The organism is Klenkia soli, assembly GCF_900103975.1.
GTDB classification, from domain to species: domain Bacteria; phylum Actinomycetota; class Actinomycetes; order Mycobacteriales; family Geodermatophilaceae; genus Klenkia; species Klenkia soli.
In genome coordinates this window covers 125,401-150,732 of sequence record NZ_FNIR01000008.1, presented here as the reverse complement: position 1 = coordinate 150,732, position 25,332 = coordinate 125,401, and the positions used below count along the sequence as shown (strand labels likewise).

Annotated in this window: 30 protein-coding genes and 1 riboswitch; of the genes, 17 read left to right on the top strand and 13 right to left on the bottom strand. The window is 76.1% G+C overall.

Going from position 1 to position 25,332, the window contains the following annotated elements; translation table 11 throughout:
* Positions 1-33: 33 nt before the first annotated feature.
* From BLS67_RS13860 to BLS67_RS13845, 4 genes are read left to right on the top strand one after another with little or no spacing between them, the layout of a single operon-like run.
* Positions 34-678, top strand: a complete 645-nt coding sequence (locus tag BLS67_RS13860) for a lysophospholipid acyltransferase family protein (RefSeq protein WP_091246158.1) — start codon at positions 34-36, stop codon at positions 676-678.
* Positions 675-2,174, top strand: coding sequence for a cobyric acid synthase (locus BLS67_RS13855; RefSeq protein WP_091246155.1), 1,500 nt, complete (start codon positions 675-677; stop codon positions 2,172-2,174). The genes BLS67_RS13860 and BLS67_RS13855 overlap by 4 nt, the downstream gene beginning before the upstream one ends.
* Complete coding sequence (locus tag BLS67_RS13850; protein WP_091246152.1) at positions 2,171-2,503, top strand: hypothetical protein; 333 nt, start codon at positions 2,171-2,173, stop codon at positions 2,501-2,503. Before BLS67_RS13855 ends, BLS67_RS13850 begins: the two co-directional genes overlap by 4 nt.
* The gene (locus BLS67_RS13845) at positions 2,496-2,906 is read left to right on the top strand and encodes a DUF1810 domain-containing protein (RefSeq protein ID WP_091246149.1); all 411 of its coding nucleotides are present in this window, start codon (positions 2,496-2,498) and stop codon (positions 2,904-2,906) included. The genes BLS67_RS13850 and BLS67_RS13845 overlap by 8 nt, the downstream gene beginning before the upstream one ends.
* Here BLS67_RS13845 and BLS67_RS13840 read toward each other — a convergent pair.
* From BLS67_RS13840 to BLS67_RS13830, 3 genes are all read right to left on the bottom strand, one after another.
* On the bottom strand, positions 2,903-3,295 hold the full coding sequence (locus BLS67_RS13840; protein WP_091246147.1) for a DUF1801 domain-containing protein: 393 nt from the start codon (positions 3,293-3,295) through the stop codon (positions 2,903-2,905). The genes BLS67_RS13845 and BLS67_RS13840 overlap by 4 nt on opposite strands.
* Before the next feature lie 63 nt (positions 3,296-3,358).
* A complete protein-coding gene (locus BLS67_RS13835; RefSeq protein WP_091246144.1) occupies positions 3,359-5,827 on the bottom strand; it encodes a lamin tail domain-containing protein in 2,469 nt (822 codons plus the stop codon).
* A gap of 150 nt (positions 5,828-5,977) precedes the next feature.
* The gene (locus BLS67_RS13830; RefSeq protein ID WP_091246142.1) at positions 5,978-6,361 is read right to left on the bottom strand and encodes an acyl-CoA thioesterase; all 384 of its coding nucleotides are present in this window, start codon (positions 6,359-6,361) and stop codon (positions 5,978-5,980) included.
* A 78-nt stretch (positions 6,362-6,439) separates the two neighbouring features.
* On the opposite strand from BLS67_RS13830, the gene BLS67_RS13825 reads away from it, so the two are divergent.
* A complete protein-coding gene (locus tag BLS67_RS13825; protein ID WP_091246140.1) occupies positions 6,440-7,030 on the top strand; it encodes an MSMEG_1061 family FMN-dependent PPOX-type flavoprotein in 591 nt (196 codons plus the stop codon).
* Here BLS67_RS13825 and BLS67_RS13820 read toward each other — a convergent pair.
* Positions 7,027-7,536 (bottom strand): class I SAM-dependent methyltransferase, encoded by a 510-nt coding sequence (locus BLS67_RS13820; RefSeq protein ID WP_091246139.1) that lies wholly within the window; start codon positions 7,534-7,536, stop codon positions 7,027-7,029. The two genes, BLS67_RS13825 and BLS67_RS13820, sit on opposite strands and share 4 nt — an antisense overlap.
* A 66-nt stretch (positions 7,537-7,602) precedes the next feature.
* Between BLS67_RS13820 and BLS67_RS13815 the strand changes: the two genes are divergently transcribed.
* The gene (locus tag BLS67_RS13815; protein WP_091246137.1) at positions 7,603-8,037 is read left to right on the top strand and encodes a VOC family protein; all 435 of its coding nucleotides are present in this window, start codon (positions 7,603-7,605) and stop codon (positions 8,035-8,037) included.
* A gap of 7 nt (positions 8,038-8,044) precedes the next feature.
* On the opposite strand, the gene BLS67_RS13810 is transcribed toward BLS67_RS13815, so the two are convergent.
* Positions 8,045-8,254, bottom strand: coding sequence for a hypothetical protein (locus BLS67_RS13810; RefSeq protein ID WP_131801736.1), 210 nt, complete (start codon positions 8,252-8,254; stop codon positions 8,045-8,047).
* Between the two features lie 186 nt (positions 8,255-8,440).
* Here BLS67_RS13810 and BLS67_RS13805 point away from each other — a divergent pair, with 186 nt between their 5' ends.
* Positions 8,441-9,004, top strand: coding sequence for a type II toxin-antitoxin system PemK/MazF family toxin (locus BLS67_RS13805; protein ID WP_091246133.1), 564 nt, complete (start codon positions 8,441-8,443; stop codon positions 9,002-9,004).
* A gap of 1 nt (position 9,005) precedes the next feature.
* On the opposite strand, the gene BLS67_RS13800 is transcribed toward BLS67_RS13805, so the two are convergent.
* The 4 genes from BLS67_RS13800 to BLS67_RS23840 all read right to left on the bottom strand — a co-directional run bounded on the left by BLS67_RS13800 (position 9,006) and on the right by BLS67_RS23840 (position 11,374).
* The gene (locus BLS67_RS13800; protein ID WP_091246130.1) at positions 9,006-10,052 is read right to left on the bottom strand and encodes an AbrB family transcriptional regulator; all 1,047 of its coding nucleotides are present in this window, start codon (positions 10,050-10,052) and stop codon (positions 9,006-9,008) included.
* A gap of 139 nt (positions 10,053-10,191) precedes the next feature.
* Positions 10,192-10,485 (bottom strand): transcriptional regulator, encoded by a 294-nt coding sequence (locus tag BLS67_RS13795; RefSeq protein ID WP_091246127.1) that lies wholly within the window; start codon positions 10,483-10,485, stop codon positions 10,192-10,194.
* On the bottom strand, positions 10,482-10,913 hold the full coding sequence (locus tag BLS67_RS13790; protein WP_091246125.1) for a DEAD/DEAH box helicase family protein: 432 nt from the start codon (positions 10,911-10,913) through the stop codon (positions 10,482-10,484). The genes BLS67_RS13795 and BLS67_RS13790 overlap by 4 nt, the downstream gene beginning before the upstream one ends.
* Positions 10,910-11,374 carry a hypothetical protein gene (locus BLS67_RS23840; RefSeq protein ID WP_165617587.1) on the bottom strand — a complete coding sequence of 155 codons (465 nt, stop codon included), beginning with the start codon at positions 11,372-11,374 and terminating at the stop codon, positions 10,910-10,912. The genes BLS67_RS13790 and BLS67_RS23840 overlap by 4 nt, the downstream gene beginning before the upstream one ends.
* Before the next feature lie 43 nt (positions 11,375-11,417).
* Positions 11,418-11,542, top strand: a riboswitch (cobalamin riboswitch).
* Between the two features lie 37 nt (positions 11,543-11,579).
* Between BLS67_RS23840 and BLS67_RS13780 the strand changes: the two genes are divergently transcribed.
* The 5 genes from BLS67_RS13780 to cobC are packed head-to-tail and all read left to right on the top strand — an operon-like array spanning position 11,580 to position 17,062.
* Complete coding sequence (locus BLS67_RS13780) at positions 11,580-13,628, top strand: putative cobaltochelatase (protein WP_091246119.1); 2,049 nt, start codon at positions 11,580-11,582, stop codon at positions 13,626-13,628.
* Complete coding sequence (cobO, locus tag BLS67_RS13775; protein WP_091246116.1) at positions 13,628-14,242, top strand: cob(I)yrinic acid a,c-diamide adenosyltransferase; 615 nt, start codon at positions 13,628-13,630, stop codon at positions 14,240-14,242. The genes BLS67_RS13780 and cobO overlap by 1 nt, the downstream gene beginning before the upstream one ends.
* A gap of 2 nt (positions 14,243-14,244) precedes the next feature.
* Entirely contained in the window at positions 14,245-15,612 is a 1,368-nt protein-coding gene (locus BLS67_RS13770; protein WP_242654072.1) for a cobyrinic acid a,c-diamide synthase CobB, read from the top strand.
* On the top strand, positions 15,609-16,058 hold the full coding sequence (locus tag BLS67_RS13765) for a cobalamin biosynthesis protein (RefSeq protein WP_242654071.1): 450 nt from the start codon (positions 15,609-15,611) through the stop codon (positions 16,056-16,058). The genes BLS67_RS13770 and BLS67_RS13765 overlap by 4 nt, the downstream gene beginning before the upstream one ends.
* A complete protein-coding gene (gene cobC, locus BLS67_RS13760) occupies positions 16,055-17,062 on the top strand; it encodes an Rv2231c family histidinol phosphate aminotransferase CobC (protein WP_091246112.1) in 1,008 nt (335 codons plus the stop codon). The genes BLS67_RS13765 and cobC overlap by 4 nt, the downstream gene beginning before the upstream one ends.
* 58 nt (positions 17,063-17,120) lie before the next feature.
* Here cobC and BLS67_RS13755 read toward each other — a convergent pair whose 3' ends face one another.
* A complete protein-coding gene (locus tag BLS67_RS13755; RefSeq protein ID WP_109504749.1) occupies positions 17,121-18,122 on the bottom strand; it encodes a D-alanyl-D-alanine carboxypeptidase family protein in 1,002 nt (333 codons plus the stop codon).
* Between the two features lie 214 nt (positions 18,123-18,336).
* Between BLS67_RS13755 and BLS67_RS13750 the strand changes: the two genes are divergently transcribed.
* From BLS67_RS13750 to cobA, 4 genes are read left to right on the top strand one after another with little or no spacing between them, the layout of a single operon-like run.
* Positions 18,337-18,999: a response regulator transcription factor gene (locus tag BLS67_RS13750; protein WP_091246108.1), complete on the top strand. Its 663-nt coding sequence runs from the start codon at positions 18,337-18,339 to the stop codon at positions 18,997-18,999.
* On the top strand, positions 18,996-20,084 hold the full coding sequence (locus BLS67_RS24115) for a sensor histidine kinase (protein ID WP_207500577.1): 1,089 nt from the start codon (positions 18,996-18,998) through the stop codon (positions 20,082-20,084). The genes BLS67_RS13750 and BLS67_RS24115 overlap by 4 nt, the downstream gene beginning before the upstream one ends.
* Before the next feature lie 32 nt (positions 20,085-20,116).
* Positions 20,117-21,166 carry a nicotinate-nucleotide--dimethylbenzimidazole phosphoribosyltransferase gene (gene cobT / locus BLS67_RS13740; protein WP_091246106.1) on the top strand — a complete coding sequence of 350 codons (1,050 nt, stop codon included), beginning with the start codon at positions 20,117-20,119 and terminating at the stop codon, positions 21,164-21,166.
* Positions 21,166-22,401: a uroporphyrinogen-III C-methyltransferase gene (gene cobA, locus BLS67_RS13735; RefSeq protein ID WP_091246103.1), complete on the top strand. Its 1,236-nt coding sequence runs from the start codon at positions 21,166-21,168 to the stop codon at positions 22,399-22,401. Before cobT ends, cobA begins: the two co-directional genes overlap by 1 nt.
* Here the strand turns inward: cobA and BLS67_RS13730 are convergent.
* Entirely contained in the window at positions 22,398-23,018 is a 621-nt protein-coding gene (locus BLS67_RS13730) for a class F sortase (RefSeq protein ID WP_165617586.1), read from the bottom strand. The genes cobA and BLS67_RS13730 overlap by 4 nt on opposite strands.
* Positions 23,005-23,826 (bottom strand): hypothetical protein, encoded by an 822-nt coding sequence (locus BLS67_RS23835; protein WP_165617585.1) that lies wholly within the window; start codon positions 23,824-23,826, stop codon positions 23,005-23,007. The genes BLS67_RS13730 and BLS67_RS23835 overlap by 14 nt, the downstream gene beginning before the upstream one ends.
* Positions 23,827-24,011: 185 nt before the next feature.
* Here BLS67_RS23835 and BLS67_RS13725 point away from each other — a divergent pair, with 185 nt between their 5' ends.
* Positions 24,012-24,578, top strand: coding sequence for a hypothetical protein (locus tag BLS67_RS13725; RefSeq protein ID WP_091246096.1), 567 nt, complete (start codon positions 24,012-24,014; stop codon positions 24,576-24,578).
* Between the two features lie 7 nt (positions 24,579-24,585).
* Here BLS67_RS13725 and BLS67_RS24750 read toward each other — a convergent pair whose 3' ends face one another.
* Entirely contained in the window at positions 24,586-25,290 is a 705-nt protein-coding gene (locus tag BLS67_RS24750) for a (2Fe-2S)-binding protein (protein ID WP_278247134.1), read from the bottom strand.
* Positions 25,291-25,332 lie beyond the last annotated feature (42 nt).

Sequence of the window (25,332 nt, the reverse complement as noted above, 5' to 3'; positions counted from 1 at the left end):
GGTCGTCGAGCTGCGAGGGAGGGATCTGTCCGGGTGTTCTACTTCCTCGCCCGCTTCGTGCTGCGCCCCCTGTTCATCCTGACCTGCCGGCCCACGGTGGTGGGCGAGGACCGGGTGCCGCGCACCGGGCCCGTGCTGCTGGCCAGCAACCACCTGTCGTTCATCGACTCCATCGCCATCCCGCTGATGGCCCCGCGCAAGGTCGGCTACCTGGCCAAGGCGGAGTACTTCACCGGCACCGGTGTCAAGGGCTGGCTGACGAGGACGGTGTTCACCGCGCTGGGCGCCCGGCCGGTCGAGCGGCAGTCCCAGCGCGCGGCGCAGGCGGGGCTGGACACCGTGCTGGCCGCGCTGCACGCCGGCGAGGCGTTCGGCATCTACCCCGAGGGCACCCGCTCCCGCGACGGCAGGCTGGCCCGCGGCAAGACCGGGGTGGCCTGGCTGGCGCTGACCGCCGACTGCCCCGTCGTCCCCGTGGCCGTGCACGGCACCGACCGGGTGCAGCCGGTCGACGCGCCCTACCCCCGGCCGCACAAGGTGACCATCACCTTCGGCGAGCCGCTGACCTTCCCCGAGCAGCGTGGCCTGGCCGGCAAGGGCCCGGCCCGGCGGGTGGTCACCGACCGCATCATGACCGCCATCCAGGCGCTGAGCGGCCAGGAGAAGTCCGGCTGGTGAGCGGCGCGCTGCTGGTCGCCGGCACGACCTCGGACGCCGGCAAGTCCGTGGTGACGGCGGGCATCTGCCGCTGGCTGGTCCGGCAGGGGGTCGCGGTCGCGCCGTTCAAGGCGCAGAACATGAGCAACAACTCCGGGGTCACCGCCGACGGCGCCGAGATCGGCCGGGCGCAGGTGTTCCAGGCCGCCGCCGCCCGGGTCGAGCCCGAGGCCGCGATGAACCCGGTGCTGCTGAAGCCCGGGGGCGAGAACTCCAGCCAGGTCGTCGTCCTCGGCAAGGCCGTCACCGACGTCACCGCGATGAGCTACCGGGGCCTCAAGGCCCAGCTGTTCGAGCAGGTCCTCAGCAGCCTGGCCGACCTGCGCTCGCGGTTCGACGTCGTGGTCTGCGAGGGCGCGGGCTCCCCCACCGAGATCAACCTGCGCGACACCGACATCGCCAACATGGGTCTGGCGACGGCGGCCCGGCTGCCCGTGCTGGTCGTCGGGGACATCGACCGCGGCGGGGTCTTCCCCGCCCTCTACGGCACGGTCGCGCTGATGCCGCCGGCCGACCAGGCCCTGGTGGCGGGGTTCCTGGTGAACAAGTTCCGCGGCGACCCCCGGCTGCTGGCCCCCGGCCTCGACACGCTGCAGCAGCTCACCGGCCGGCCCACCCTCGGCGTCCTCCCGTGGGTGCCCGGGCTGTGGCTGGACGTCGAGGACTCCCTGGACCTGGACGGCGACCGCGGCCCGGCGCTGCCCCCGGTCGGCGAGGACGTGCTGCGGGTGTCGGTGGTCCGGCTCCCCCGGCTGTCGAACTTCACCGACCTCGACGCGCTGGCGGCGGAGCCCGGCGTCCTGGTGCGGTACGCGACCAACCCCGCCGAGCTGGCCGACGCCGACCTGGTGGTGCTGCCCGGCACCCGTTCGACGGTCTCGGACCTGGCCTGGGTGCGCGAGCGCGGCCTGGACCTCGCGCTGGCCCGGCGGGCCGCGGAGGGGCGCCCGGTGCTGGGCATCTGCGGCGGGCACCAGATGCTGGCCCGCTCGATCACCGACGACGTCGAGTCGCGGTCGGGCACGGTCCCCGGCCTGTGGCTGCTGCCCACCGACGTGGTGTTCGCCCGCGACAAGACGCTCGCCCGGCCGACCGGGTCCTGGCGCGGGCACCCGGTGAGCGCCTACGAGATCCACCACGGCGTGGTCACCCCCGACGGCGGCGAGCCGTTCCTGGACGGCGTCCGGGTCGGCGCGGTCTCGGGCACGACCTGGCACGGCGCGCTGGAGAACGACGGCTTCCGCCGCGCCTTCCTGGCCGACGTCGCCGCCACCACCGGACGCCGGTTCACCGCCGCGCCCGACACCGACTTCGCCGCGGTGCGCGAGGCCCGGCTGGACGCCCTCGGCGACCTGGTCGAGCAGCACGCCGACACCGACGCCCTCTGGCGGCTGGTCGAGCACGGCGCCCCGGCCGGGTTGCCGATGCTGCCGCCGGGTGCAGGGTGGACGTCGTGAAGCGGTCGCTCCCCATCGCGGTGGCGCTGGTGCTCGCGCTGATCATGGTCGCGCTCGCCGCGTTCTCCTTCTCCGCCGGGCAGACGCTGACCGGGGTGCTGCTCGTCGTGGCCGCCCTGTCCGCGGCCTACGCGGCGGTGCTCGAGATCCGGCGCCGGGACGCCGCGGAGATCTCGCAGCGGGCGCTGGCCGACTGGCCCCCGGAGCGGCTGCGCTCCGTGGTGGGCCGGATCGAGGGCGACGTGCCGCGGATCCGGGCGGTCCGCAAGGCCGATCCTCGCCTCACCCTGGCCGACGCCACCGCCCTGGTCCGGGGCCCCCGTGCCTGACCTGCAGCGCTTCGTCGACGCCCAGGACCCGGTGTGGGACGACGTCCTGGCCGAGCTGCGGGCCGGACGCAAGCGCACGCACTGGATGTGGTTCGTCTTCCCGCAGCTGCGCGGACTGGGCCGCTCGTCGACCGCCCAGCACTACGCACTCGCCGACCTCGACGACGCCCGGGCCTACCTCGCCCACCCGGTGCTCGGTGCGCGGCTGCGCGGGGCCTGCGACGTCCTGCTCGGCCTGGCCGGGACGACGGCGCACGCGGTGTTCGGCGACCCCGACGACCTCAAGCTGCGCTCGTCGATGACCCTGTTCGCCGCCGCCGACCCGGATGATCCGCGGTTCCCCGCCGTCCTGGCGCAGTGGTACGACGGGCCGGACCCGCGGACCATCGAGCTCCTCGGCTAGCGCTTCTTCTTCGCTGCGCGCTCGGCCAGGGCTGCCCGGTTGCGCTCGATCGCCGCGCGGACCAGGCCCTGCAGACCCGGGACGTCGACGGCGTCGCCCTCGAACAGCTCGTAGGAGCGGCGCTGGTTGCCGCCCAGCTCACCGTTGAACAGCCCCGTCGGGTCGGGCAGCGAGGCGCCGTGCAAGAACCCGAGCTTGACCTTGGCCTTGAAGATGTCCCCGACCACGAGGATGCCGTCCAGCTCCCACACCGGGGAGCCCATCCACTTCCAGGTCTCCTCGATCGCCGGGTCGACCGCGCGGATCGCCTCGCGCGCCTCGGCGAGGGCCTGCCCCCGCCAGTCGGGGTGCTTCGCGACGAGGGCGTCGATCTCGGCTGCGGGTTCCACGGCCCGGGACGATAGCCGCGTCGTCCCGGGTCGGGAACCGCCGTCCGGGCCGGGGCGGGGGGCTCAGCCGTGCCGGCGTCGCCCCGCCACCAGCGCGGCCCCGCCGGCGACCAGCAGCCCCGCGGCCAGCGCCGTCCAGCTGCCGACCTCGGCACCGGTCTGCGCCAGGGCCGCCGGCCGCGGCCCCCCGGTGGTCCCGGTGCCGGTGACCGGCTGCCCGCCCGAGCCCGGGTGGGTCCCGGGCTGGGTGCCGGTCCCGGGCTGGGTGCCGGGTCCGGGCTGGGTGCCGGGGCCCGGCTGGGTGCCGGGGCCCGGCTGCTCCGCGTCCGGGGCGCACGGGAAGGTGCCGGTGCGCAGCGAGAAGCCGTCGGTGTCGGCGTCGTCGGCGTAGAAGGTCGCCCGGAACCCGTCGGCGCAGGTGGCCGCGTCGGCGATGGCGAAGCCCTCGTTGGCCAGGCCCGGGTCGGCGTCGGCCGGCGGGTCGTACACCGCGGCGGGGGCGAAGGCGCCGTCGTCCCCGATCTCGTAGAGCGCGGTCCGTCCGTCGCAGGCCTCGTCGCAGACCACCCAGAGCGCACCCAGGTCGGCGTCGAACTGGACATCGGCGACCAGCGCGAACGGGGTGCCGATGGTCGCCACCCGGGTGGCGGTGCCGTCGATGGACAGGGCGTAGGCGTAGACGCTCGCCGTGCCCTCGACGCCGACGAGGAACAGCCCGTCGCCGTGCCCGGAGTAGCGCGCCGGGTCGTAGGCGGTCCCGGTGCGCTGGTCGGTGAACCCCCCGGCGGTCAGGAAGGAGTCGGGGACCCACGTGATGCCCTCGAGCCCGGCGTTCGAGCCCAGGCCCGGGAAGTCCGCGGCCAGGTTCCACTCCTGCGTCGCGGTGAGCCTCCCCCCGGTACCGGTCGGCGCGTACCGCAGCACCGCAGGTCGGCTGACGCTGCTGGCCGCGTTGTTCCGCTCGGAGGAGACGTAGACACCGCCGGCGGAGTCGTCACCGGCGACGGTCACGCCCTCGGCGTCCACGACCCCGGTCTCGCCACCGGGGTAGCCCAGCGTCCACTCCGCCTCGGGGGCCCAGCCGCCGGCGCCGTCGGAGGTGATCCGGTAGAGCAGCCCGTCGCCGTTCTGCACCGCCCACAGCGTGCCCGGGGCCGCGGTGCCCGAGGGCTCCCAGTCCAGCCCCGACAGGTCACCGCCGAAGGTGTCCTCGGCGTCCAGCGGGGTCTCCTCCGGGCCGCCCGGCCACGGCTGCGGGTTCACGATCCCGGCGCACTGGTTCACCGCCCCCCGGGTCGGGGCGCTCGTGACCGCGAACTCGCCGGTGCCGTCGGGGCAGCGGCCGTAGGTGGTGGCCGCGTGCTGCGACCAGGCGAACTCGTCGACGACGGTGTCGCCGTCCAGCAGCGCGACGGAGTCCGACCCGCCGAGACCGGTGACGTCGACCACGACGTGGGCGCCGGGCGCGACGGTGGTACCGGCGGGCACGGTCGTGCGTCCGCCCTCGCCGTCGACCATCACGTAGCCCGAGGCGTCGACGTCGGTCACGCCCACCGAGGTGAGCTCCACCCAGTCGCCCGGGGTGCCGCCGGAGGACTCGACCTCGTTGATCCGCACCGGCGACGAGCAGTCGTTCGCCGCCCCCTTCGTGGTGACCGTGGTGGTCGTGAGCTCCCCCGTTCCGTCGGGGCAGCGGCCGTAGCTGGTGGGTGCGTGCGTCGTCCAGGAGTAGCCGGCCACCAACGCGCCGGTCGGGTCGAGCAGGCGGGCGGAGTCCGCGGCGCCCAGCCCGAAGTCGAAACCCGGTCGGGTGCCCTGCGCCTGGTCGACCACGAAGAACCCACCGGCGGGGACGACGGACCCGGCCGGCAGCGTGTACGGCGTCCGCGCGTCGTCGTCGTCGCGGAAGGTGTAGCCGCTGATGTCGACGTCGGCGCTGCCGGTGGTGACCAGCTCGACCCAGTCGGTGTCGTCGCCGTTGGACTCGACCTCGTTGACCACCAGCGTGCTCGCCGCGGCCGGCGGCGGGGTCGGCTCCGGCTCGGGCGTCGAGCAGTCGTTCACCGCGCCCTTGGTCGGCGCCGCGGTGGTGGTCACCTCGCCGGTGGCGTCCGGGCAGCGGCCGAAGGTGGTGGTCGCGTGGGTGGTCCAGCTGAGCTCGTCGACGACGGTGCCGTCGGGTCGCAGCAGCCGGACGGCGTCGGCGCCCCCGAGGCCGAAGGCGAAGTCGACACCCCGCTCCAGCACCAGGTGGCCGCCGGCCGGGATGGTCGTGCCGTCGGGCAGCGCCGTGGCGTCGGCCGGGTCGCTGTCGGTGAGCAGGAGGCCGCCGACGTCGACCAACGCGGCGCCGGAGTTGCTCAGCTCCACCCAGTCGTCGGGGGCACCGCCCTGGGACTCCACCTCGTTGATCGCGACGCCGGACAGGTCGGCGTCGGCGGCGGAGGCCGGCGGGGCCAGCAGCAGCACGCCGGAGCAGGCAGCCGTCGCGGCGACCAGGAGAGAGCCGAGACGGGCGGGGAGCGAGCGCATGGGGAGCGGGGTATCCGTTCGCCGGGGTCAGGACCGGGGGAACGAACCGCGCCGGCACGACCACCAGGTGAACGGCGGGCGACGGCTGACCCGGTCGGCCCGACACGCCGACCCTGTGGCGGTCCTGTGCGATCGCCCGGTGACCGAGCGTCAGGAGACGGCGGCGCGCACCCGGTCCGGCCAGGGGACGGTGACGCCGTCGGTCGTCGCCACGTAGGTGGACCGGACGACGCAGCACAGCCGGTCGCCCACCCGGACCTCGAACCGCAGCGTCAGGCTGGTCCGCCCCAGCTTCTCCAGGTCGCAGACGACGTCGACGGTGTCGCCCCAGACCGCGGACGACGACCACTCCAGCGCTGCGGCCTTCACCAGCGGCTGCACCCCGGCGACGCCGTCGGGGTCCCAGGTCAACCCGACCGAGGGCCACCACGCGTTCGACGCCTCGTCGGCCCAGACCAGGTAGTTGGCGTTGAACACGACCCGCTGGTCGTCGCACTCGCTGTACCGGACCGGCGCGCTCCAGGTGACTGCCACGGGGGCAGACGGTAGGCGTGTGACGACCCACACCCGGGGTGCTCGCCCGGAGGGCCTGCGCTGTGTTCTCCTGCGCAGGTGAGCACCGTGGTGAACAGCTACCCGACCGCGTCCCCGCGAGCCGTGGCGAAGGTGATCGACCACGTCGACCACCACTGCGCGCGGTTCGTCGAGCTGTCGCCGTTCGCCACCCTGGCCACGGCCGATGCCGAGGGCTTTCCCGACGTCTCGCCCCGCGGGGGCGGGCCCGGCTTCGTGCGCGTGGTCGACCCGCACACGCTCGCGCTGCCCGACCGCCAGGGCAACAACCGGGTGGACAGCCTCCGCAACCTCGAGGCCAACCCGCGGGCCGCGCTCATGTTCTTCGTGCCCGGCATCGAGGAGACGCTGCGGGTCTACGGCCGCTGCCGGCTGGTGGCCCCCGAGGAGGTCACCCTCGACCTGACCGAGTTCGGCAAGCAGCCGCTGTCGGTGCTGGTGATGGACGTCGAGCGGGCCTACTTCCACTGCGCGAAGGCGGTCATGCGCTCGAAGCTGTGGGACCCCGCGGCCCAGGTGCACCGCTCGGTGTTCCCGCCGATGGGCAAGGTCTGGCGCGAGCACACCGCCGGGGTCTCCCCCGACCAGGCCGACAGCGAGATGCGCGCCGAGCTGGCCCTCGAGCTCTAGTCCGTGCGGCGCTCGTAGACGCCGACGACCTCGCCGCGGAACGAGTCGGTGATGCCCGGGAAGGCCGCCATCACCTTGTCGTGGTCCCAGTCGTCGACCACGTGCACCTCGTGGTGGTTGTGCTCCAGCTCGCCCTGCGGGTAGTGCACGATCGGGATCGACATGTAGACCGCCCGCCCGGCGGCCTCGCCGGCCCGGCGCCACAGGTCCTGCGCCTCCTCGACCGTCATGTGCTCGGCGACGTCCCCGAGGACGACGACGTCGGCGGCCGGCAGGGCGGTCGTGCGGGCGTCGCCCAGCAGCACCTCGTCGTAGAGGTCGCGCAGGCCGTACTTCTCGACGTAGGGCTCGAAGACCTCGAGCGCGACCATGCGCGCCGGTCGGTCGTCGGCCAGCAGCTTGGCGTAGGTGCCGGCCCCCGCCCCGACGTCCAGCACCGACGCGGGCGCCAGCTCGGTGATCTTGCTGCGGGTCCAGTCCTTGCCCTCGGGCGAGCTGATCGGCACCGACGGACGCTAACCCGGTCCGCCCGCACCCGCAGAACTGTCGGTGTCCGCACCTAGCGTGCTGGCATGCCGACCACATCCCCGCTGACGTTCCAGGTGACGATCGACTGCGCCGACCCGCACGGGCTGGCCGACTGGTGGGCCGAGGCGCTGGGGTGGGCGGTCGAGCCCAGCGACGAGGCGTTCATCCGGTCGATGGTCGCCGCCGGCCACGCCCAGGAGTCCGACACGACCACGCACCGCGGCACGCTGGTGTGGGCCGAGGGCGCCGCGCTCGTGCCCCCCGAGGGCATGCCCCGGGTGCTGTTCATGCGGGTGCCCGAGCCCAAGACCGCGAAGAACAGGCTGCACCTGGACCTCCGGGCCGGCGAGGCAGACCGGCCGGCCCACCTCGAACGGCTGCTGGCGGCCGGCGCGACCGAGACCGGCCGCGGCAGCCAGGGGCCTCACGCGTGGGTGGTGCTCACCGACCCCGAGGGCAACGAGTTCTGCCTGGCCTGAGCCGGGGTCACTCGCGGTCGAACTCCCGGGCCAGCAGGCGGGCGGCGACGACCTGCTCGTTGCGGGCCCGGTCGCGCTGCCGCTTGCGCACGTGCTCGGGAGCGCGGTCGCGGGCGTCCTCGACCAGCTGGTACGAGGCAAGGGCGCTGGCCCGCACCCGCGAGGTGCCGAACAGGCCGGTGGACGTGGCCGGACGCACCGGCTCAGCGCTGCTCATCTGGTACCTCCCCGTACGGCCGCTGCACGCGCCCGCCGCCCTATTCCATGACCTTCCCGGCCGAATATCAACCGTGCAAGTCGAGGGTTCGTCCCATCGGATGACACCGATCACGCTGGTCCCAGGCCCGTCGGCGTGTCGGGGCGGCGCGCCGGGCCGGGGCACCACCCCCTACGGTCACGTCCCATGGCGAGCGGTTGGAAGTCGGTTCTGTCCCGGGTCGTGTCGACCGTGGTCCGGGAGGCCACCCGCACGTCGTCCACGCCCCGCCGCGCCCCCGACCCCGGCCCGCCTCCCGCGCACCGCTCGCAGCTGCCGCCGGCCGGTGCACCGCGGCAGAACCCCGGCGCCGGCGACTTCACCGGTCGGGCCGAGCTCTCCTACTCCCCCCGCGACGACGGCAGGCCCGACCCCGGCGAGATCGTCTGGGCATGGGTGCCGTTCGAGGAGGGCGACGGCCGCGGCAAGGACCGGCCGGTCCTCGTCGCCGGGCGCGACGGCACCGACCTGGTCGGTTTCATGCTGACCAGCAAGGACCACGACCGCGACGCCGCGGACGAGGCCCGGCACGGCCGGGTCTGGGTGGACATCGGCACCGGGGCGTGGGACCGGCAGGGCCGGCCCAGCGAGGTGCGGGTGGACCGGGTGCTGCGGGTCGACCCGGCCGATGTCCGCCGCGAGGGCGCCGTGCTGGACCGCCGCCGGTTCGACCAGGTCGCCGCCGAGGCCCGCCGCGTGCTCGGCTGGTGAGTCAGTCCCCGCGGCGGAGCCAGCGGGAGACCAGCGGGGCGGTGAGCAGCATGACGAACAGCCGCAGCACCTGGACGGCGAGCACCACGGTCGCGTCGGCGCCGCTCTCGGTGGCGGTGGCCAGCACCGCGTAGAGCCCGCCCGGGGTGGTGGCCAGGTAGGCGGTGAGCGGGCTGACGTCGGCGGTCGCGGCCAGCACCGCCCCCAGCCCGGCGCAGGCGAGCACCAGCGCCACGATGATCGCCAGCGCCAGCGGCAGCGCGCGCCCCACCACCCGCAGGCTCTCCCGGGTGAACGAGAGCCCCACCTGGAGGCCGATGACCAGGAACGCCGCGCTCTCGAGCAGGGCCGGCACGGCGGCGTCCCGGGACAGGCCGGTGAGGTCGAGCGTCGCGGCGACCAGCATCGGGCCCAGCAGGGCGGCCACCGGGATCCGGGTCAGCCGGCCCAGCGGGATGCCCACGGCGATGCTCACCGCGGTGAACAGCAGGCCGGCCCACGGGCCGGGTCCGGCGTCGGCCGCCGTCCCCCCGCCGGAGGCCGAGGCGCCGTAGCCGACGGCGGCGACCACCGGCATCGTCACCACGATCAGCAGCACGCGCAGGTACTGCAGGACGGCGACCATGCGTGCGTCGGCGCCGAGCTCGCGGGCCATCACGGTGATGCCCGAGGCTCCGCCGGCGATCATCGAGAACGCCCCGGTCACCCGGCTGACCCCGGGGCGCAGCGCCATCAGCCGGCCGGCCACGAGGCTGAGCAGCAGGGTCCCGACCGTCACGCCGACCACCGGCAGCCAGTCCCGCGCGATCGCCTGCAGCGTGGACAGCGAGACCAGCGCCCCGATCGAGACGCCGACGACGGCCTGCGCGCCGGTCATGCCGTGCTTGGGGAGGGTCAGCTTACGGGGCACCAGCAGCGCCCGGCCCAGGCCGGTGGCCAGCCCGGCGAACAGGGTGGCCGAGGGGACCGCGAGCAGCGTCAGCAGGCCCGACAGGGCGGCGGCGACCAGCAGCACGGCCAGCCAGTCGAGGAGCAGCCGCCGGTTCATCGCCGTCCACTCTGCACCCGGGACCCAGGTCACGCCGGGGTCGCCACCCCCGGGGTGTCCGCGAATTCTTGCGGGTGCGCAGCCATCGCGATGGGCGACGACCTGCAGGGATCCGCGAAGACCCCTGCGGCCGGTGCGCTCAGCCGCCGGTGATGCGGCGGAGCTCGGCGACGTGGGCGGTGAACGCCCGGCGGCCCTCCGGGCTCAGCGAGAGCGAGGTGCGCTGCCGGGAGGCGACCGTGGCCTTGCGGACCCGGACGTAGCCGGCGTCCTCGAGCTGCTTGACGTGCTTGGACAGCACCGAGTCGCTGACGCCCACCGCGTCGCGCACGGCGGCGAACTCCATCGTGTCCACGGCGGCGAGCAGGCCGCAGACCTGCAGCCGCGGTGGGGCGTGCACCACCTGGTCGAAGCGGGGTTCGACGGCGGTCACACCCCCTCCCGCAGCTCGCGCTGCCAGGCCCGGGTCCAGCGGTGCGACAGGACGGCGATCGCCGTGCCCAGCACCGCCCCGGCCACCACGAACACCCACGGGTGGTCGTCGGCGAGCAGGTAGGTGGGCGTCAGGACGGCGACCACGAACACCGCCCAGCCGGCCAGCTGCCTCGGCGGGGTGCTGGCCCACACCCCCGTGCGGACGCGGTAGGCGTTGACCAGCAGACCGATCCCGATGCCGAAGCCGAGCAGCGCCGGGACGGTCACCCACGGGGAGTCGAACGCGTTCGAGGAGAGGAACACGAACAGCAGCAGCCCCAGGGCCGGGCCGAACCAGGCCGCGGGCGCCACCCGGTCGGCCAGCGCGGCCCGGTCGGCGTCGAGGGCGGCGAGGTCGGCCGCGGCCCGTTCCCGGTCGGGGGTCACAGCTGCCCGCGCAGGTCGCGCTGGTGCAGCGTCGTCCAGCGCCGGCTCGCCACGGCCGCGCCCACGCCGAGCACGACGCCGATCGCGACCATCGCGTAGCGGACCCCGAAGCCGAACTCGGCGACCAGGCCGGCGACCAGCAGCACCCCGGCGACCACCAGCGACCACCGGACCAGCGGCTTCGTCGAGGGCCCGCCGTGGAACCCGTTGACCCAGCTGCCGGTGCGCCGGCGGTAGGCCGCGATCAGCAGGCCGATGCCGACGAAGAACACCGGCAGCGCACCGAGGGTCACCCAGGGGTAGGCGAAGGAGTAGGAGGAGTAGAAGCCCGCGACCAGCACACCCAGGGCCGGGTCGTACCAGCCCGGCTGCCGGAGCCGGTCGGCCAGCGCCGTCCGGTCGGTCTGCAGGGCGGCCAGGTCGGCCGCCGCACGGTCGCTCAGCACCTCGTCACTTTCCATGCCGGAAAGTCTGCACCGTGACTTTCCACTTCGTCAAGTCATCGGGCGTGGTCTCATTGGCGGCGAACTGCGACGGCAGTGCAGGAAGCCGGTGGAACTCCGGCGCGGTCCCGCCACTGTCAGCCCCTCCGGGGGTGAGCCAGGAACTGCCGCCGTCGCCACCTGCCACCTCCGGGCGCGGACACCCGGGGAGAGGAACGCACCCGTGGTCTACCCGTTCAGCGCGGTCGTCGGCATGGACGACATGCGCCTGGCTCTGCTCCTCAACGCCGTCTCCCCCGCCGTCGGCGGCGTGCTGGTGCGCGGTGAGAAGGGGACGGCGAAGTCCACCGCGGTGCGCGCGCTGGCCGCCGTCCTCCCCCCGGTCGCCGTCGTCGCCGGGTGCCGGTTCGGCTGCGACCCGGCCGCACCGGACCCCGCCTGCCCCGACGGCCCGCACCCCGCCGACGGCCCCGGCGCGCAGCGCCCCGCCCGGCTGGTCGAGCTCCCGGTCGGCGCCTCCGAGGACCGGCTGGTCGGCTCGCTGGACATCGAGCGGGCGCTGACCGAGGGCGTGAAGAGCTTCGAGCCCGGCCTGCTCGCGGGGGCGCACCGCGGCGTGCTCTACGTCGACGAGGTCAACCTGCTGCACGACCACCTGGTCGACCTGCTGCTCGACGCCGCCGCACTGGGCCGGGCCTACGTCGAGCGCGAGGGCGTCTCGGTGCAGCACGCCGCCCGGTTCCTGCTGGTCGGCACCATGAACCCCGAGGAGGGGGAGCTCCGCCCCCAGCTGCTGGACCGCTTCGGCCTCACCGTCGAGGTCGCCGCGCCGCGCGAGCCGGGCCTGCGCGCCGAGGTCGTCCGCCGCCGGTTCGCCGCCGACGCCGACCCGACCGGCTTCGAGGCCCGCTGGGCCGACGAGGAGCGCGAGCTGGCCGACCGCATCGCCGCCGCCCGCGAGCTGCTCCCCCGCGTCGAGCTCGGCGACGCCGCGCTGGACCAGGTCACCGCCGTCTGCGCCGCCTTCGGCGTCGACGGGCTGCGCGCCGACATCGTCACCGCCCGCGCCGCGATCGCGCACGCCGCCTGGTGCGGCCGCGACCAGGTCATCGAGGACGACGTCCGGGTGGCCGCCCGGCTCGCCCTCCCCCACCGCCGCCGGCGCAACCCCTTCGACGCCCCCGGCCTGGACGAGGACACCCTCGAGCAGGCCCTCGACGACGCCCGCCCCGAGCCCGACGGCGACCCGGACCCCGACGACACGCCCCCGGAGGGCGGCGGCTCCCCCGAGGACGGCGGACCCCAGGACGGGAGCCACCAGGACGGGAGCCCCCAGGACGGCGGCCGCCCGCAGGACGACGCCTCGTCCGGCGACACCCGGGAGCCGACGACCGCACCCCGCGGCGACGCCGCCGACCCCGACGCCCCGCGCACCGAGGCGGCCCCTGCTCCCGAGCAGCCGGCGGTCGCACCGGACCAGGCGTTCCGGGCCCGGCGGCTGGAGGTGCCCGGCACCGGCGCGGGCGTGGCCGGGCGACGGTCCAAGGCGCGCAGCGAGCGCGGGCGCGTCGTCGGCTCCACCCGGCCGGCCGGCGCCGTGACCCGTTTGCACCTGGTCGACACGGTGGTCGCCGCCGCCCCGCACCAGCGCGAGCGCGGCCGCACCGGCCCCGGGCTGCGCCTGGAGCGCGGCGACCTGCGGCAGGCCGAGCTGGAGGGCCGCGAGGGCAACCTCGTGCTGTTCGTGCTCGACGCGTCGGGGTCGATGGGCTCGCGCACGCGGGTGGCCGCGGTGAAGGGCGCCGTCCTGTCGCTGCTCACCGACGCCTACCAGCGGCGGGACAAGGTCGGCCTGGTGACCTTCCGCGGCGAGGGCGCCGAGCTGGCGCTGCCGCCGACCTGGTCGGTCGAGGCCGCTGCCGCGCGGCTGACCGACCTGCCCACCGGTGGCCGCTCGCCGATCGCGGCCGGGCTGCTGCGGGCGCACGAGACGTTGCGCGTCGAGCGGGTGCGCGACCCGCGCCGCCGTCCGCTGCTGGTGGTGGTGACCGACGGCCGGGCGACCGGCGCGCGCGGCACCGACCACCTGGCCCAGGCGCACCGCGCCGCCGGGCTGCTGCAGGCGGCCGGCACCGCGTCGGTGGTCGTGGACTGCGAGTCCGGCTTCGTGCAGCTCGGGCTCGCGCAGGTCCTGGGCGCCCACCTGGGCGGGCAGGTCCTCCGCATGGAGGAGCTGGGCGCGCTGGTGCAGGACATGAAGGACGCCGCCTGATGCCTCAGGGACAGGTCGCCGCGGTGCCCGTCGACGGGCTCACCACCAAGCAGCGCCGCAACCGGCCGCTGCTCGCCGTGCACACCGGCGAGATGAAGGGCAAGTCGACCGCCGCCTTCGGCATGGCGCTGCGGGCGTGGAACCAGGGCTGGTCGATCGCGGTCTACCAGTTCGTGAAGAGCGCGAAGTGGCGGGTCGGCGAGGAGGACGCGCTGACCGCCCTCGGGCAGGTGCACGAGCAGACCGGCACGGGCGGGCCGGTGGTCTGGCACAAGATGGGCTCGGGCTGGTCGTGGTCGCGCAAGCACGGCGACGAGGTCGACCACGCCGCCGACGCCGCCGAGGGCTGGGCGCAGATCAAGCGCGACCTGGCCGCGGAGGCGCACCGGTTCTACGTGCTCGACGAGTTCACCTATCCCATGAAGTGGGGCTGGGTCGACGTCGAGGACGTCGTCGAGACCATGCGGAACCGCCCCGGCAACCAGCACGTCGTGATCACCGGGCGCACGGCGCACCCGGCGTTGGTCGAGGCCGCCGACCTGGTCGTGGAGATGACCAAGGTCAAGCACCCGATGGACGCCGGCCAGAAGGGTCAGCGGGGCATCGAGTGGTGACCGTGATCCCGCGCATCGTGCTGGCCGCACCGTCCTCGGGCGCCGGCAAGACCTCCATCGCCACCGGGCTGATCGCCGCGCTGACCGACCGCGGCCTGGCCGTCTCGCCGCACAAGGTGGGCCCGGACTACATCGACCCCGGCTACCACTCGCTGGCCGCCGGCCGGCCGGGCCGCAACCTGGACAACTGGCTGGTCGGCGAGGAGCGGATCGTCCCGCTCTTCCTGCACGGCGCCCGCGGGGCCGACGTCGCCGTGGTCGAGGGCGTCATGGGCCTGTTCGACGGCGCCAGCCACCCGTCGGTCGAGCCCGGCTTCGGGTCCACCGCGCACGTGGCCACGCAGCTGCGGGCCCCCGTCGTCCTGGTGGTCGACGCCAGCGCGCAGGCCCGCAGCGTCGCGGCCGTCGTCCACGGGTTCGCCACCTTCGAACCCACCGTGCGGCTGGGCGGGGTGATCCTCAACCGGGTCGGCTCCGACCGGCACGAGGCGATCCTGCGCGAGGCGCTGGGGTCGGCCGGGGTTCCGGTGCTGGGCGCCGTCCGCCGGATCACCGACCTCGAGACGCCGTCCCGGCACCTGGGGCTGGTGCCCGCCGCCGAGCGGTCGGCCGAGGCGGTGCGCACGGTGCGGGCCCTGGGTGCGGTGGTCGGGTCGTCGGTCGACCTGGACGCCGTCCTCCGGCTGGCCCGCAGCGCCCCCGACCTGGACGCCGCGCCCTGGGAGCCGGCCGCCGAGGTGACCCGCGTCGAGGGCCGCCCGGTCGTGGCGGTCGCCGGCGGGCCGGCGTTCACCTTCGGCTACGCCGAGACCGCCGAGCTGCTGGCCGCCGCGGGCGCAGACGTCGTCACCGTCGACCCGCTGCGCGACCAGGCGCTCCCCCCGGGGACCGCCGGCCTGGTGGTCGGCGGCGGCTTCCCCGAGGTGCACGCGTCGGCCCTGGCCGCCAACGTCGGCCTGCGGACAGCGATCGCCGAGCTGGCGGCCACCGGGGCACCGATCGCGGCCGAGTGCGCCGGTCTGCTCTACCTCGCCAGCGCCCTGGACGACGAACCCATGTGCGGGGTGCTGGACGCGCAGGCGGCCATGCACCCGCGGCTGGCCCTGGGCTACCGGGCCGCGGTGGCGCTCACCGACAGCGTGCTGGCCCCGGCCGGCACCCGGGTGCGCGGGCACGAGTTCCACCGCACCCGCACCACCCCCGGCGCCGGCCCGACCCCGGCGTGGCAGTGGAACGCCGAGGGGCCCGAGGGCTTCGTGCAGGGCGGCGTGCACGCCTCCTACCTGCACCTGAACTGGGCGGGGTCGCCGGGCATGGCGTCCCGCTTCGTCGCCGCGGCCGCCCGGGTGCGCGCCGGCGTCCCGTCGTGACCGCCACCGCCCGGCGTGGATCAGCTGGGTTGACCGACGTCCGTCCTGGCTCACCGGCGTCGGTGAGCCAGGACGGCGTCGGATCAGCCCAGCTGATCCACGCCGTGGTCGGGGTGGGGGCGCGGCCCGGGGTGACCGCCGCCGAGGTGCTGGCCGCCGTCGACGCCGTGCTGCCACCGGGCGTCCGCGTCACGGCCCTGGCCACCGTCGACCGTCGCGCCGCCGAACCCGGGGTGCAGGCCGCGGCCGACGCGCGCGGGTGGCGCCTCGTCGGGCTGACCGTCGACCGGCTGGCGCAGGTGGCAGTGCCCACGGTCTCGGCCCGGGTGGCCGCCGCGCTGGGCACGCCGTCGGTGGCCGAGGCCGCGGCGCTGGCCGAGGGCGGGGAGCTGCTGGTGCCCAAGACGGTGCACGGCCGGGTCACCGTGGCCGTCGCCGCCCGATGACCCCGCCGGGCCCCGACCTCCGGCACCACGGGGACGTCGAGGCCACGCCCGGGCTGGTCGACCTCGCCGTCAACGTGCGTGCCGGTGCTCCCCCGGCCTGGCTGCGGGAGGTCCTGCACGCCGCGGTCGACGCGTCCGCGTCCTACCCCGACCCGCGGCGCGCCCGAGCCGCCGTCGCCGCCGCGCACGACCGCCCCGAGGACGAGGTGCTGCTCACCGCGGGTGCCGCTGAGACGTTCACCCTGGTCGCCCGCGCGCTGGCGCCCCGCCGCGCGGTCGTGGTGCACCCGTCGTTCACCGAACCCGAGGCGGCCCTCCGCGCGCACAGGCACCCGGTGGAGCGGCACCTGCTCGCCCCGCCGTCCTACCTGCTCACCCCACCGCCCGCGGACGCCGACCTCGTCGTGCTGGGCAACCCGACCAACCCCACCTCGGTGCTGCACCCGGCCGACGACGTCGCCGCCCTCTGCCGACCGGGGCGCACCGTCGTGCTCGACGAGGCGTTCGCCGACACCGACCCGGGTGAGCCGCAGTCCCTGGCCGGGCGCCGGGACCTCCCCGGGCTGCTCGTGGTGCGCAGCCTGACCAAGACGTGGGGGTTGGCCGGCCTGCGGGTCGGCTACGCCCTGGGCCCGCCCGAGCTGGTCGCCGCACTGGCCGCCGTCCAGCCGCACTGGCCGGTCTCCACGCCCGCCCTGGCCGCCCTGGAGGCCTGCGCGGGCGCTGCCACCACCCCCTGGGCGCACGAGCTCGCCGCCCACCGCCAGGCGCTGCTGGACCTGCTGCCCGACGGCGTCCGCGTCGTCGGGCAGCCGCGGTCGTCGTTCGTGCTGCTGCAGGTGCCCGACGCCGACCGCGTGCGGCAGCGGCTGCGCGAGGCCGGCTACGCCGTCCGGCGGGGTGACACGTTCCCGGGGCTGGAGCCCGACCACCTGCGGGTCGCCGTCCGCGACCCCGCCACCTCGGCCGGCTTCGCCGCCGCCCTCGCCGCCGCGCTGGGCTGACCCCGACGCTCGGCCCGCCGCACGGCGACCTCCAGCTCCCGGGCCAGCCGCGCCGGGCTCACGCCGCCCCCTGGACGTCGCTGCTGGCCCGCACCGCCGTGGCGAGGGCCTGGGCGGCGTCCAGCCCGGCCTGCACCTGCGGCCCCCCGCGCTGCCCCAGGACCGCGCCGGTGACGGTGACCGGTCGGCCGTCGACCACCGCGTCGACCCGGAACACCAGGCAGCCACCGGCCGCGTCGTGGGAGCCGGTCTTGCCGGCCACGAACCCGTCGGTGCCGAGCAGGCCGTTGGTGGTCGAGACGGTGCCGGCGACGGGGATCTCCGCGGTCGCGGCCCCGCTGATCGCGGCGAACACGGGGTCGCGCAGCGCGACGTCGTAGAGCACCACCTGGTCGGCGGCCGTCGAGACGCTGGCCGCCGACATGCCGCTGGCGTCGTCGTAGTGCGTGCCGGCGAGCCCGAGGTCGTCGGCGGCGGCGTTCATCAGGTCCACGAAGTCGGCCTCCGAGCCGGCGGTGAACCGGGCCAGCACCACCGCCACGTTGTTGGCCGAGGGCAGCAGCAGCGCCTCCAGCGCCTGCAGCTCGGTCAGCTCCTCGCCGGCCTCGACGTCCACCACGGACTCCCCGCCGTCCCGCCGCCGCTGCGTGTCGGCGACGTCGTCCTGCGTGATCTGCATCGTCGGACCGTCCTCGCCGACCTCCAGCGGGTGCTGCTGCAGGACCACCCAGGCGGTCATCACCTTGGTGAGGCTGGCGATCGGCACCGGTTCCTGCGGCCCGCCGGCCCGCAGGTCGGTGATGGCCGAGGTGGTGTACGCCGCCTGGCCCTGCGCCGGCCACGCGATGTCGGGCCCGGCGACGACCGCCGGCGCACCGGCCTCGGCCGGGGCGACGACGTGCTCGACGAGCAGGACCCCGCCCAGCAGCACCGCGAGGACGCCGACCGCCCGCGGCCAGCGCCGCCGGCGCACCACCCGGCGGGCCGCCGGGCGCGGGGACGGCGGTCGGACCGGCCCCGGGCCGGACAGCTTCTGCCCGTGCCGGTAGGTCGACACCACCGGACGCGGGGTGGGACGTGCGGGGGGTCGCGGGGCGGGACGAGGAGCGGCCGGACGGCGCACGGGCGGCGGGACCGGAGGCAGCGGGCGAGGCACGCCGGCAGCGTCCCGAGCGGCGCATACGGGCAGCGTTCAGCTCGTCCTTACCGAATCCTTATGCCCGGTCACGGCATGCTGTGGCATGCCGGGTTCGGAGCGACGGGGGGCAGCGGGCATGCGGGTGCTGGTGGCCGACGACGAGCGGCTGCTCGCCGACACCGTGGCCGAGGGGCTGCGCAGGCTCTCCCTGGCCGTCGACGTCTGCTACGACGGCGAGGCGGCCCTCGAGCTGGTGTCGGTGAACCGCTACGACGTCGCCGTCCTGGACCGGGACATGCCCGGCCGGACCGGCGACGAGGTGTGCCGGCACCTGACGCAGACCCGGGACGGCGCCCGGGTGCTCATGCTGACGGCCGCGGGCGGCATCCGGGACCGGGTGGACGGCCTGTCGCTGGGCGCCGACGACTACCTGACCAAGCCCTTCGCCTTCGCCGAGCTGGCCGCGCGGGTGCAGGCGCTGGGCCGGCGGTCCCGCGCCGTCACCCCGCCGGTGCTCGACCAGTGCGGGATCGTGCTCGACGTCCCCCGGCACACGGTGTCCCGCGACGGCGCGGTGCTCTCGCTGTCGCCCAAGGAGTTCGCCGTCCTGGCCGTGCTCATGCGCGCCGAGGGCCGGGTGGTGACGGCGGAGGAGCTGCTGGAGAAGGCGTGGGACGAGCACGCCGACCCGTTCACCAACGCCGTGCGGGTGGCCGTGATGACCCTGCGCCGCAAGCTCGGTGAACCGCCGGTGATCCAGACCGTGCCGCGGGTCGGCTACCGGTTGGGTCTCGGGTGAGCCTGCGCGTCCGGGTCTTCGCCGCCCTGGTCGTGGCCCTCGTCGGGGGCGCCTTCGTGCTGCCCTGGGCGGTGGTCCAGGCCCGCAACCTGTGGCGGGTGGTGCTCTACGACTCCCGCATCCTGGTCTGCACGGGCGACTGGCGGGACTGGGGCGACACCTACTGCAACCCGGACACGTTCTCGGTGGCCGGCACCGTCACCCGCCTGGTGGTGGTCGGCCTGCTCGTGCTGGCCGCGGTGGCGCTGCTGGTGCTGTGGTCGGGGCGGCCGCTGCGCAGCCTGGCCACGACGGTCACCCGGTTCGGGCCGCAGAACCTGGCCGAGCGCACCGAGGTGCGCGGACGGCGCAGCCAGTACACGCGGCTGGCCGGGCAGGTCGACCAGATGCTCGACCGGGTGTCGGCCGGCTACGAGGGCCAGCGCCGGTTCGCCGCCAACGCCTCGCACGAGCTGCGCACACCGCTGGCCATCCAGCGGACGCTGATCGAGGTGGGCATGGTCGGCACCCCCTCGCCCGAGCAGCTGGAGCTGCTGACCCGGCAGCTGCTGGACACCAACGAGCGCAACGAGGCGCTGGTCGAGGGCCTGCTGGTGCTCGCCGAGACCGACCGCGGGCTGAGCTCGCGCACCCCGCAGCGGCTGGACGCCGTCGTCGCCGACACCCTGGCCACCCACGCCTCGCTGGCCACCGCGGCCGGCGTGCGCGTGCACGCCGAGGTGGCCCCGGTCGAGGTCCCCGGCGAGTCGGCGCTGCTGGAGCGGCTGGTGGCCAACCTGGTGCACAACGGCATCAAGTACAACGACCGGGACGGCGACCTCTGGGTCACCGTCGGCCCGGGGCACCCGGTGCTGCGGGTGGTCAACACCGGTCCGGAGGTGGCCCCGGAGTCGGTGCCCCGGCTGTTCGAGGCCTTCCGGCGCGCCCGCGGGGACCGGCTGGACCACAGCGGCGGCGCCGGGCTCGGCCTCACCATCGCGCGGTCGATCGTGCAGGCGCACGACGGCTCCGTCACCGCGACCGCCCGACCCGGCGGCGGGCTGGACGTCGCGGTCGAGCTGCCGACCGGGGGTCCCGCGACCTGACCCCGGGGCGCGGCTGCGATCCTGGGACGACCATGAGCCTGCTCGACGACACCATCTCAGCGATCCGCCCCCGCGACCCCGCCGCCGAGCGGGCCGCCCGCGAGCGCCTGGACCGCATGACCAAGCCGCCGGGCTCGCTCGGCGTGCTCGAGGACGTCGCGGCCCAGCTGGCCGGCACCGCCGGGGTCTGCCCCGCGCCGCTGCCCGGCCCGACCGCGGTGGCCGTGTTCGCCGGCGACCACGGCGTGCACGGCCAGGGCGTCACCCCGTGGCCGCAGGAGGTCACCGCCCAGATGGTGGCCAACTTCGCCGCGGGCGGCGCCGTGGTGAACGCCTTCGCCGCATCGCTGGGCGCCGACGTCGTCGTGGTCGACGTCGGGGTCGCCACGCCGTCCGCCCCTGCCCCGGGCTTCCTGGACCGCAACGTGCGGCGCGGCACGGCCGACCTGGCCGAGGGCCCGGCCATGACCGTCGACGAGGCGCGGCGGGCCGTCGAGGTGGGCATCGCGGTGGCCACCGAGCTGGCTGCCGACCACGGCTGCCTGGTCACCGGCGACATGGGCATCACCAACACCACCGCGTCGGCCGCGCTGGTCTGCGCGTTCACCGGCGCCTCCCCCGCCGCGGCCACCGGCCGCGGCACCGGGGTCGACGACCCCACGCTGGCCCGCAAGGTGGCCGTGGTCGAGCGCGCCGTGGCCCGCCTGGCCGACCGGGACCCGCTCACCGTGCTGGCCGAGGTCGGCGGGCTCGAGCACGCCGCGCTGGCCGGCTTCGTGCTCGGCGCGGCCGCCGCCCGCGTCCCCGTGGTGCTCGACGGCGTGATCGCCGGCTCGGCCGCCCTGGTCGCCGCGGCGCTGTGCCCGGCCGCGCTCGAGCACGCCTTCGCCGGGCACGTCTCCGCCGAGCCCGGGCACGCCCTGGCCCTGCGGCACCTGGGCCTGCGCCCGCTGCTGGGCCTCGACCTGCGCCTGGGCGAGGGCACCGGCGCCCTGCTGGCCACCCCGCTGGTGGCCGCGGCGGCCCGGGCGCTCCAGGACGTCGCCACGTTCGACTCGGCCGGCGTCACCGAGAAGGCCTGATGCCCGCCACCCCGGTCGACCCGGCCTCCGGGTCGGTGTACCCGATCGGCCTGCGGCTGGCCGGCAAGCACGTCGTGGTCGTCGGCGGTGGCTCGGTCGCCCACCGCCGGGTCGCCGGCCTGCTCGACGCGCACGCCGTGGTCACGGTGGTCAGCCCCCAGGTCACCCCGGCCCTGGAGGCGCTGGTGGAGCCGGGTGCGCTGACCTGGCTCCGTCGCCCCTACGCCGCCGGCGACCTCGCCGAGGCCTGGTACGCCGTGGCCGCCACCGACGCACCCGAGGTCAACGCCGCCGTCGCCGACGAAGCCGAGTCGCTGCGGATCTTCTGCGCGCGGGCCGACGACCGGTCGCGCTCCAGCGTGTGGACGCCGGCGGTCGGCCGGCAGGGCGACGTCGTGGTCAGCGTGCACGGCGGCGGCGACCCGCAGCGGGCCGTCGGCATCCGGGACGCCGTCCTGGCCGGCCTGACCGACGGCACGGTCCCCGACACCGCCTCGCGCCCCCGGGATGCCCGCGGCAGCGTGGTGCTGGTCGGCGGCGGCCCCGGCGACCCCGGGCTGATGACGGTGCGCGGTCGGCAGGCGCTCGCGGGCGCCGACGTCGTCCTGGCCGACCACCTGGCCCCGCAGTCGCTGCTGGCCTCGCTGCCCCCGCACGTCGAGGTCGTCGACGCCTCGAAGCTGCCGCGCGGCCGGTCGATGGCCCAGGAGCAGATCAACGCGCTGCTGGTCGAGCACGCGCTGGCCGGTAAGCGGGTGGTGCGGCTCAAGGGCGGCGACCCGTTCGTCTTCGGCCGCGGCTTCGAGGAGCTCGAGGCGTGCACGGCCGCCGGGGTGCCGGTCGAGGTGGTGCCCGGGGTGACCAGCGCGATCGGCGTCCCCGGGCTGGTCGGCGTGCCGGTCACCCACCGCGGCATGACCCACGAGTTCGTCGTCGTCTCCGGGCACGTGCCGCCCGACCACCCGGCCTCGCTGGTGGACTGGCCGTCGCTGGGCCGGCTGCGCGGCACCCTCGTGGTGCTCATGGGCGTCGAGACCGCCCCGGCGATCGCGGCCGCCCTGGTCGAGCACGGCCGGGCCGCCGACACCCCGGTGGCGGTGGTGGTCGACGGCGCCAGCCCCACCCAGCGGCTCATCCGGACGACGCTGGCCGACCTCGGCCGCACGATCACCGACGAGGCCGTCCGCCCGCCCGCGGTCTGGGTCGTCGGCGACGTGGTCGGCCTCGGCGCCTAGACCACCGACGCGAAGACCACCACGTTCTGGTCGCTGGCGCCGACCGACTCGTCGAACTCGCCGCCGCAGGTGACCAGCGCGACGTCGGCGCCCTCGGGGTGGCCGTTCAGCGCGTCGGACAGCGCCGAGGTCGACTTGTCCAGACCGGTCAGCGGCGCCTCGATCACCTGCAGCTGCAGCGCGGTGCCCGCGGCGTCGGTGAGGACGACGGCGTCGCCGGGCTGCAGCTCGTCGAGCCGGTCGAACACCCCGGGCGCGTCACCCGGGACGTCGTGCCCCAGGACGACGGCCATCTGGCCCGACCCCGGTTCAGGGCCGTCGGACCACCAGGACGTCGCCGCCATGTCCTCGGGCACCCCGTAGCCGGCGACCTGCTGGCCGGTGAACACGTTGGTGGTCTGCACGGTCCCCCGCGCCTCCACCGGTGCCTCGACCCCGATCGCCGGCACGCTGAGGGCGGCCGGGACCAGGGGGGTCTCGGCGGTCGACGTCGCCGGGACCGGGTCGGCCGAGTGCGTGCCGACGCCGTACCAGAGACCCCCGCCGAGCAGCACCGCCAGCGTGACCAGGACGGTCAGGCCGGAACCGGCCCCGCCCTCCCGGTCAGGCGACGCCACGGCGGGCCCGCAGCCAGAGCGCGCCACCACCGGTCGCGGCGGTGAGCAGACCCAGCCCGACCAGGGCGGCCGGGGAGCCGTCGTCGTCGCTCGGGGCACCGCCGGTCGGGGCGTAGCCCGGGTAGGCCACCGCCTGGGTCGGCGCCGCGCTGGTGGTGATCGCCGGCGCGACCGTGGTGGTCGGCGCGGCGGCGGCCGGAGGCGTGTAACCCGGCGAGACGGTGGTCGGCGTGGCGGCAGGGATGAGCGAGGCGAGGCAGCTCACGAAGTCGAAGACGACCGGCACGATGCCGGCGACACCCTCGACGACCAGCGGGATGCCGACGGTGAGGGACTCCTGCCCCCCAGCCAGGAGCTGCTGGAGCTGCGCGGGTGACAGCAGCGCCAGGAACTCCTCGGGCGTCATCGGGATGGTGGCCGTCTGCTCCGCGCCCACGGTGGTGGACCCGACACCGGTGAGGCCGACGAGGATGCCGGTCAAGCCACCGACGATCTCCCCCACCTGCACGGTGATGCCGTCGACCAGGCCGGCGACGCAGGCAGCTCCGGCGTCGAGGTCGTCGGGGCCCGGCAGTGCGGGTGCCCCGCTGGTGTCGCCGCCGGTGTCGCCTTCGCCGTCGTCCCCTCCCGTGCCCGCTCCGGGCAGGGGGATGGGGAGCTGGTCGAGGCCGGGGATGCTCCCGAGGGGAGAGGTGCTGTCGTCGGCCGCGGAGGCCACCGCGGGAGTGCCGAGGACGACCACGGCGGACAGCAGGCCGCCGGCCAGGAGGTGGCGGCCGGTGCGGCGGGAGGGGTGGAGCTGGGGCACGGCGGCGACCTCCGTTGGTCGTTCACGGGCGGTTCCCGGCGGGATCGCAGCCGGGCGGGTGACCGGACAACGACACCCGTGACCGGAGGTTACGGGTAGGCGTGACGGACCGGTCCGACGGTCGCCCGACCCGACTATCGTCGGGCGCGCGTCCCTCACCCGGGGTGACCGAGCGGAGGTGTCCCGTGGAGTTCGTGCTGGTGCTCGTCGTCCTCCTGCTGGTCGTGGCCGGCGGGGTCACCACGGCAGCCGTGGTCGGCACCCGACGGGCCGTCCACGCCGTGCGCGGCAGCGGCGCCGTCCGGCGCGGCCGCGAGCTGGGCGGCTACGCCGCGCTGGCCGCCGGCGCCGTCCGCGACCCGCGGGGCACGGACCGGACGTCGGCGGGGCTCGCCCTCCGGGTGACCGCCGCATCGATGTCCCTGCAGCGCGAGGTGGCCGCGGCCCGCCGGGTCGACGCCCACCTCGGCGACGTCCCCGACGTCCTCCCCGGGCTGGCCGACGAGGCGCACGCGCTGTCCCGCGCCCTGCGCCTGGCCGCGACCGCACCGACCACCCGGTCCGCCGAGCTGCACGACGCCGCGCGCGCCCACCTGGCCGCCGTCGCCGAGGTGACCGGCGCGGTCCGCGCGAGCGCCGCCCTCCCCGCCGCGCACGGCCCGGTCGCCGCCGAGGCCGCCCGGGCCGCCGCCGACCTGCAGGCCTACGCCGCCGCCTACCGCGACCTGGTCCGGCCCGACGCCCCTCGCTGAGCAGCGGTCAGGGCATCCGCGCGGCGGTGTCCTCGAGCAGGACCTGCCGCTCCGCCGGGTCCCGCCGCGGGCACGACGTGCACACCACCTCGTGGGGCATCCGCCAGGCCAGGCAGCACGACGCACGCCGGGTGAAGACCTGCCCCCCGGCCTCGACCCAGCGCGGGGCCGGCAGCCCGGCCGCCCGGGCCAGCGGGGCCGCCAACGACGTCACCGCGGCGACGTCCCCCCGCGCCCGGCCCAGCGCGAGCAGCTTGTTGGCCAACGAATCGGTGGCGATGGCCCGCAGCGGCGCCTCGCGCACACCGCCCGCCCGGGCCACGACCGCCACGACCGCGGCGAGGGACTCCCCCAGGTCGGCGGCGACGTCCCCCGTGGCCGAGCGCGACGTGGCCGCGTAGGGCAGGTCACCGACCAGGTGCAGCGTGGTGTCGGCCAACCGCGCCGACAGCCGGCGCCCGGCCACCAACCCCGCCAGGGCCGGGCCGACGAGCACCAGCGACGCCGAGTACCACCAGAGCGTGGCCAGCACGCGGCGGTCGTCGGTGCGGGCGGTGAGCGCCCGCAGCTCCAGCAACTCGGCGGTCCACGCCTCGTCTGCCAACGCGGTCGCCGGCACCGGCCGGGAACCCGGCGGCACCAGCAGCCCGAGCATCGCGGCACCGGGCAGCACGGCGGCCACCCGGGCCTGGGCGTCGTCGGGCGGGGTCACGGCCCCAGTCTCCCCGGGCCGGTGGTTGCCGGAGGCGTTGCG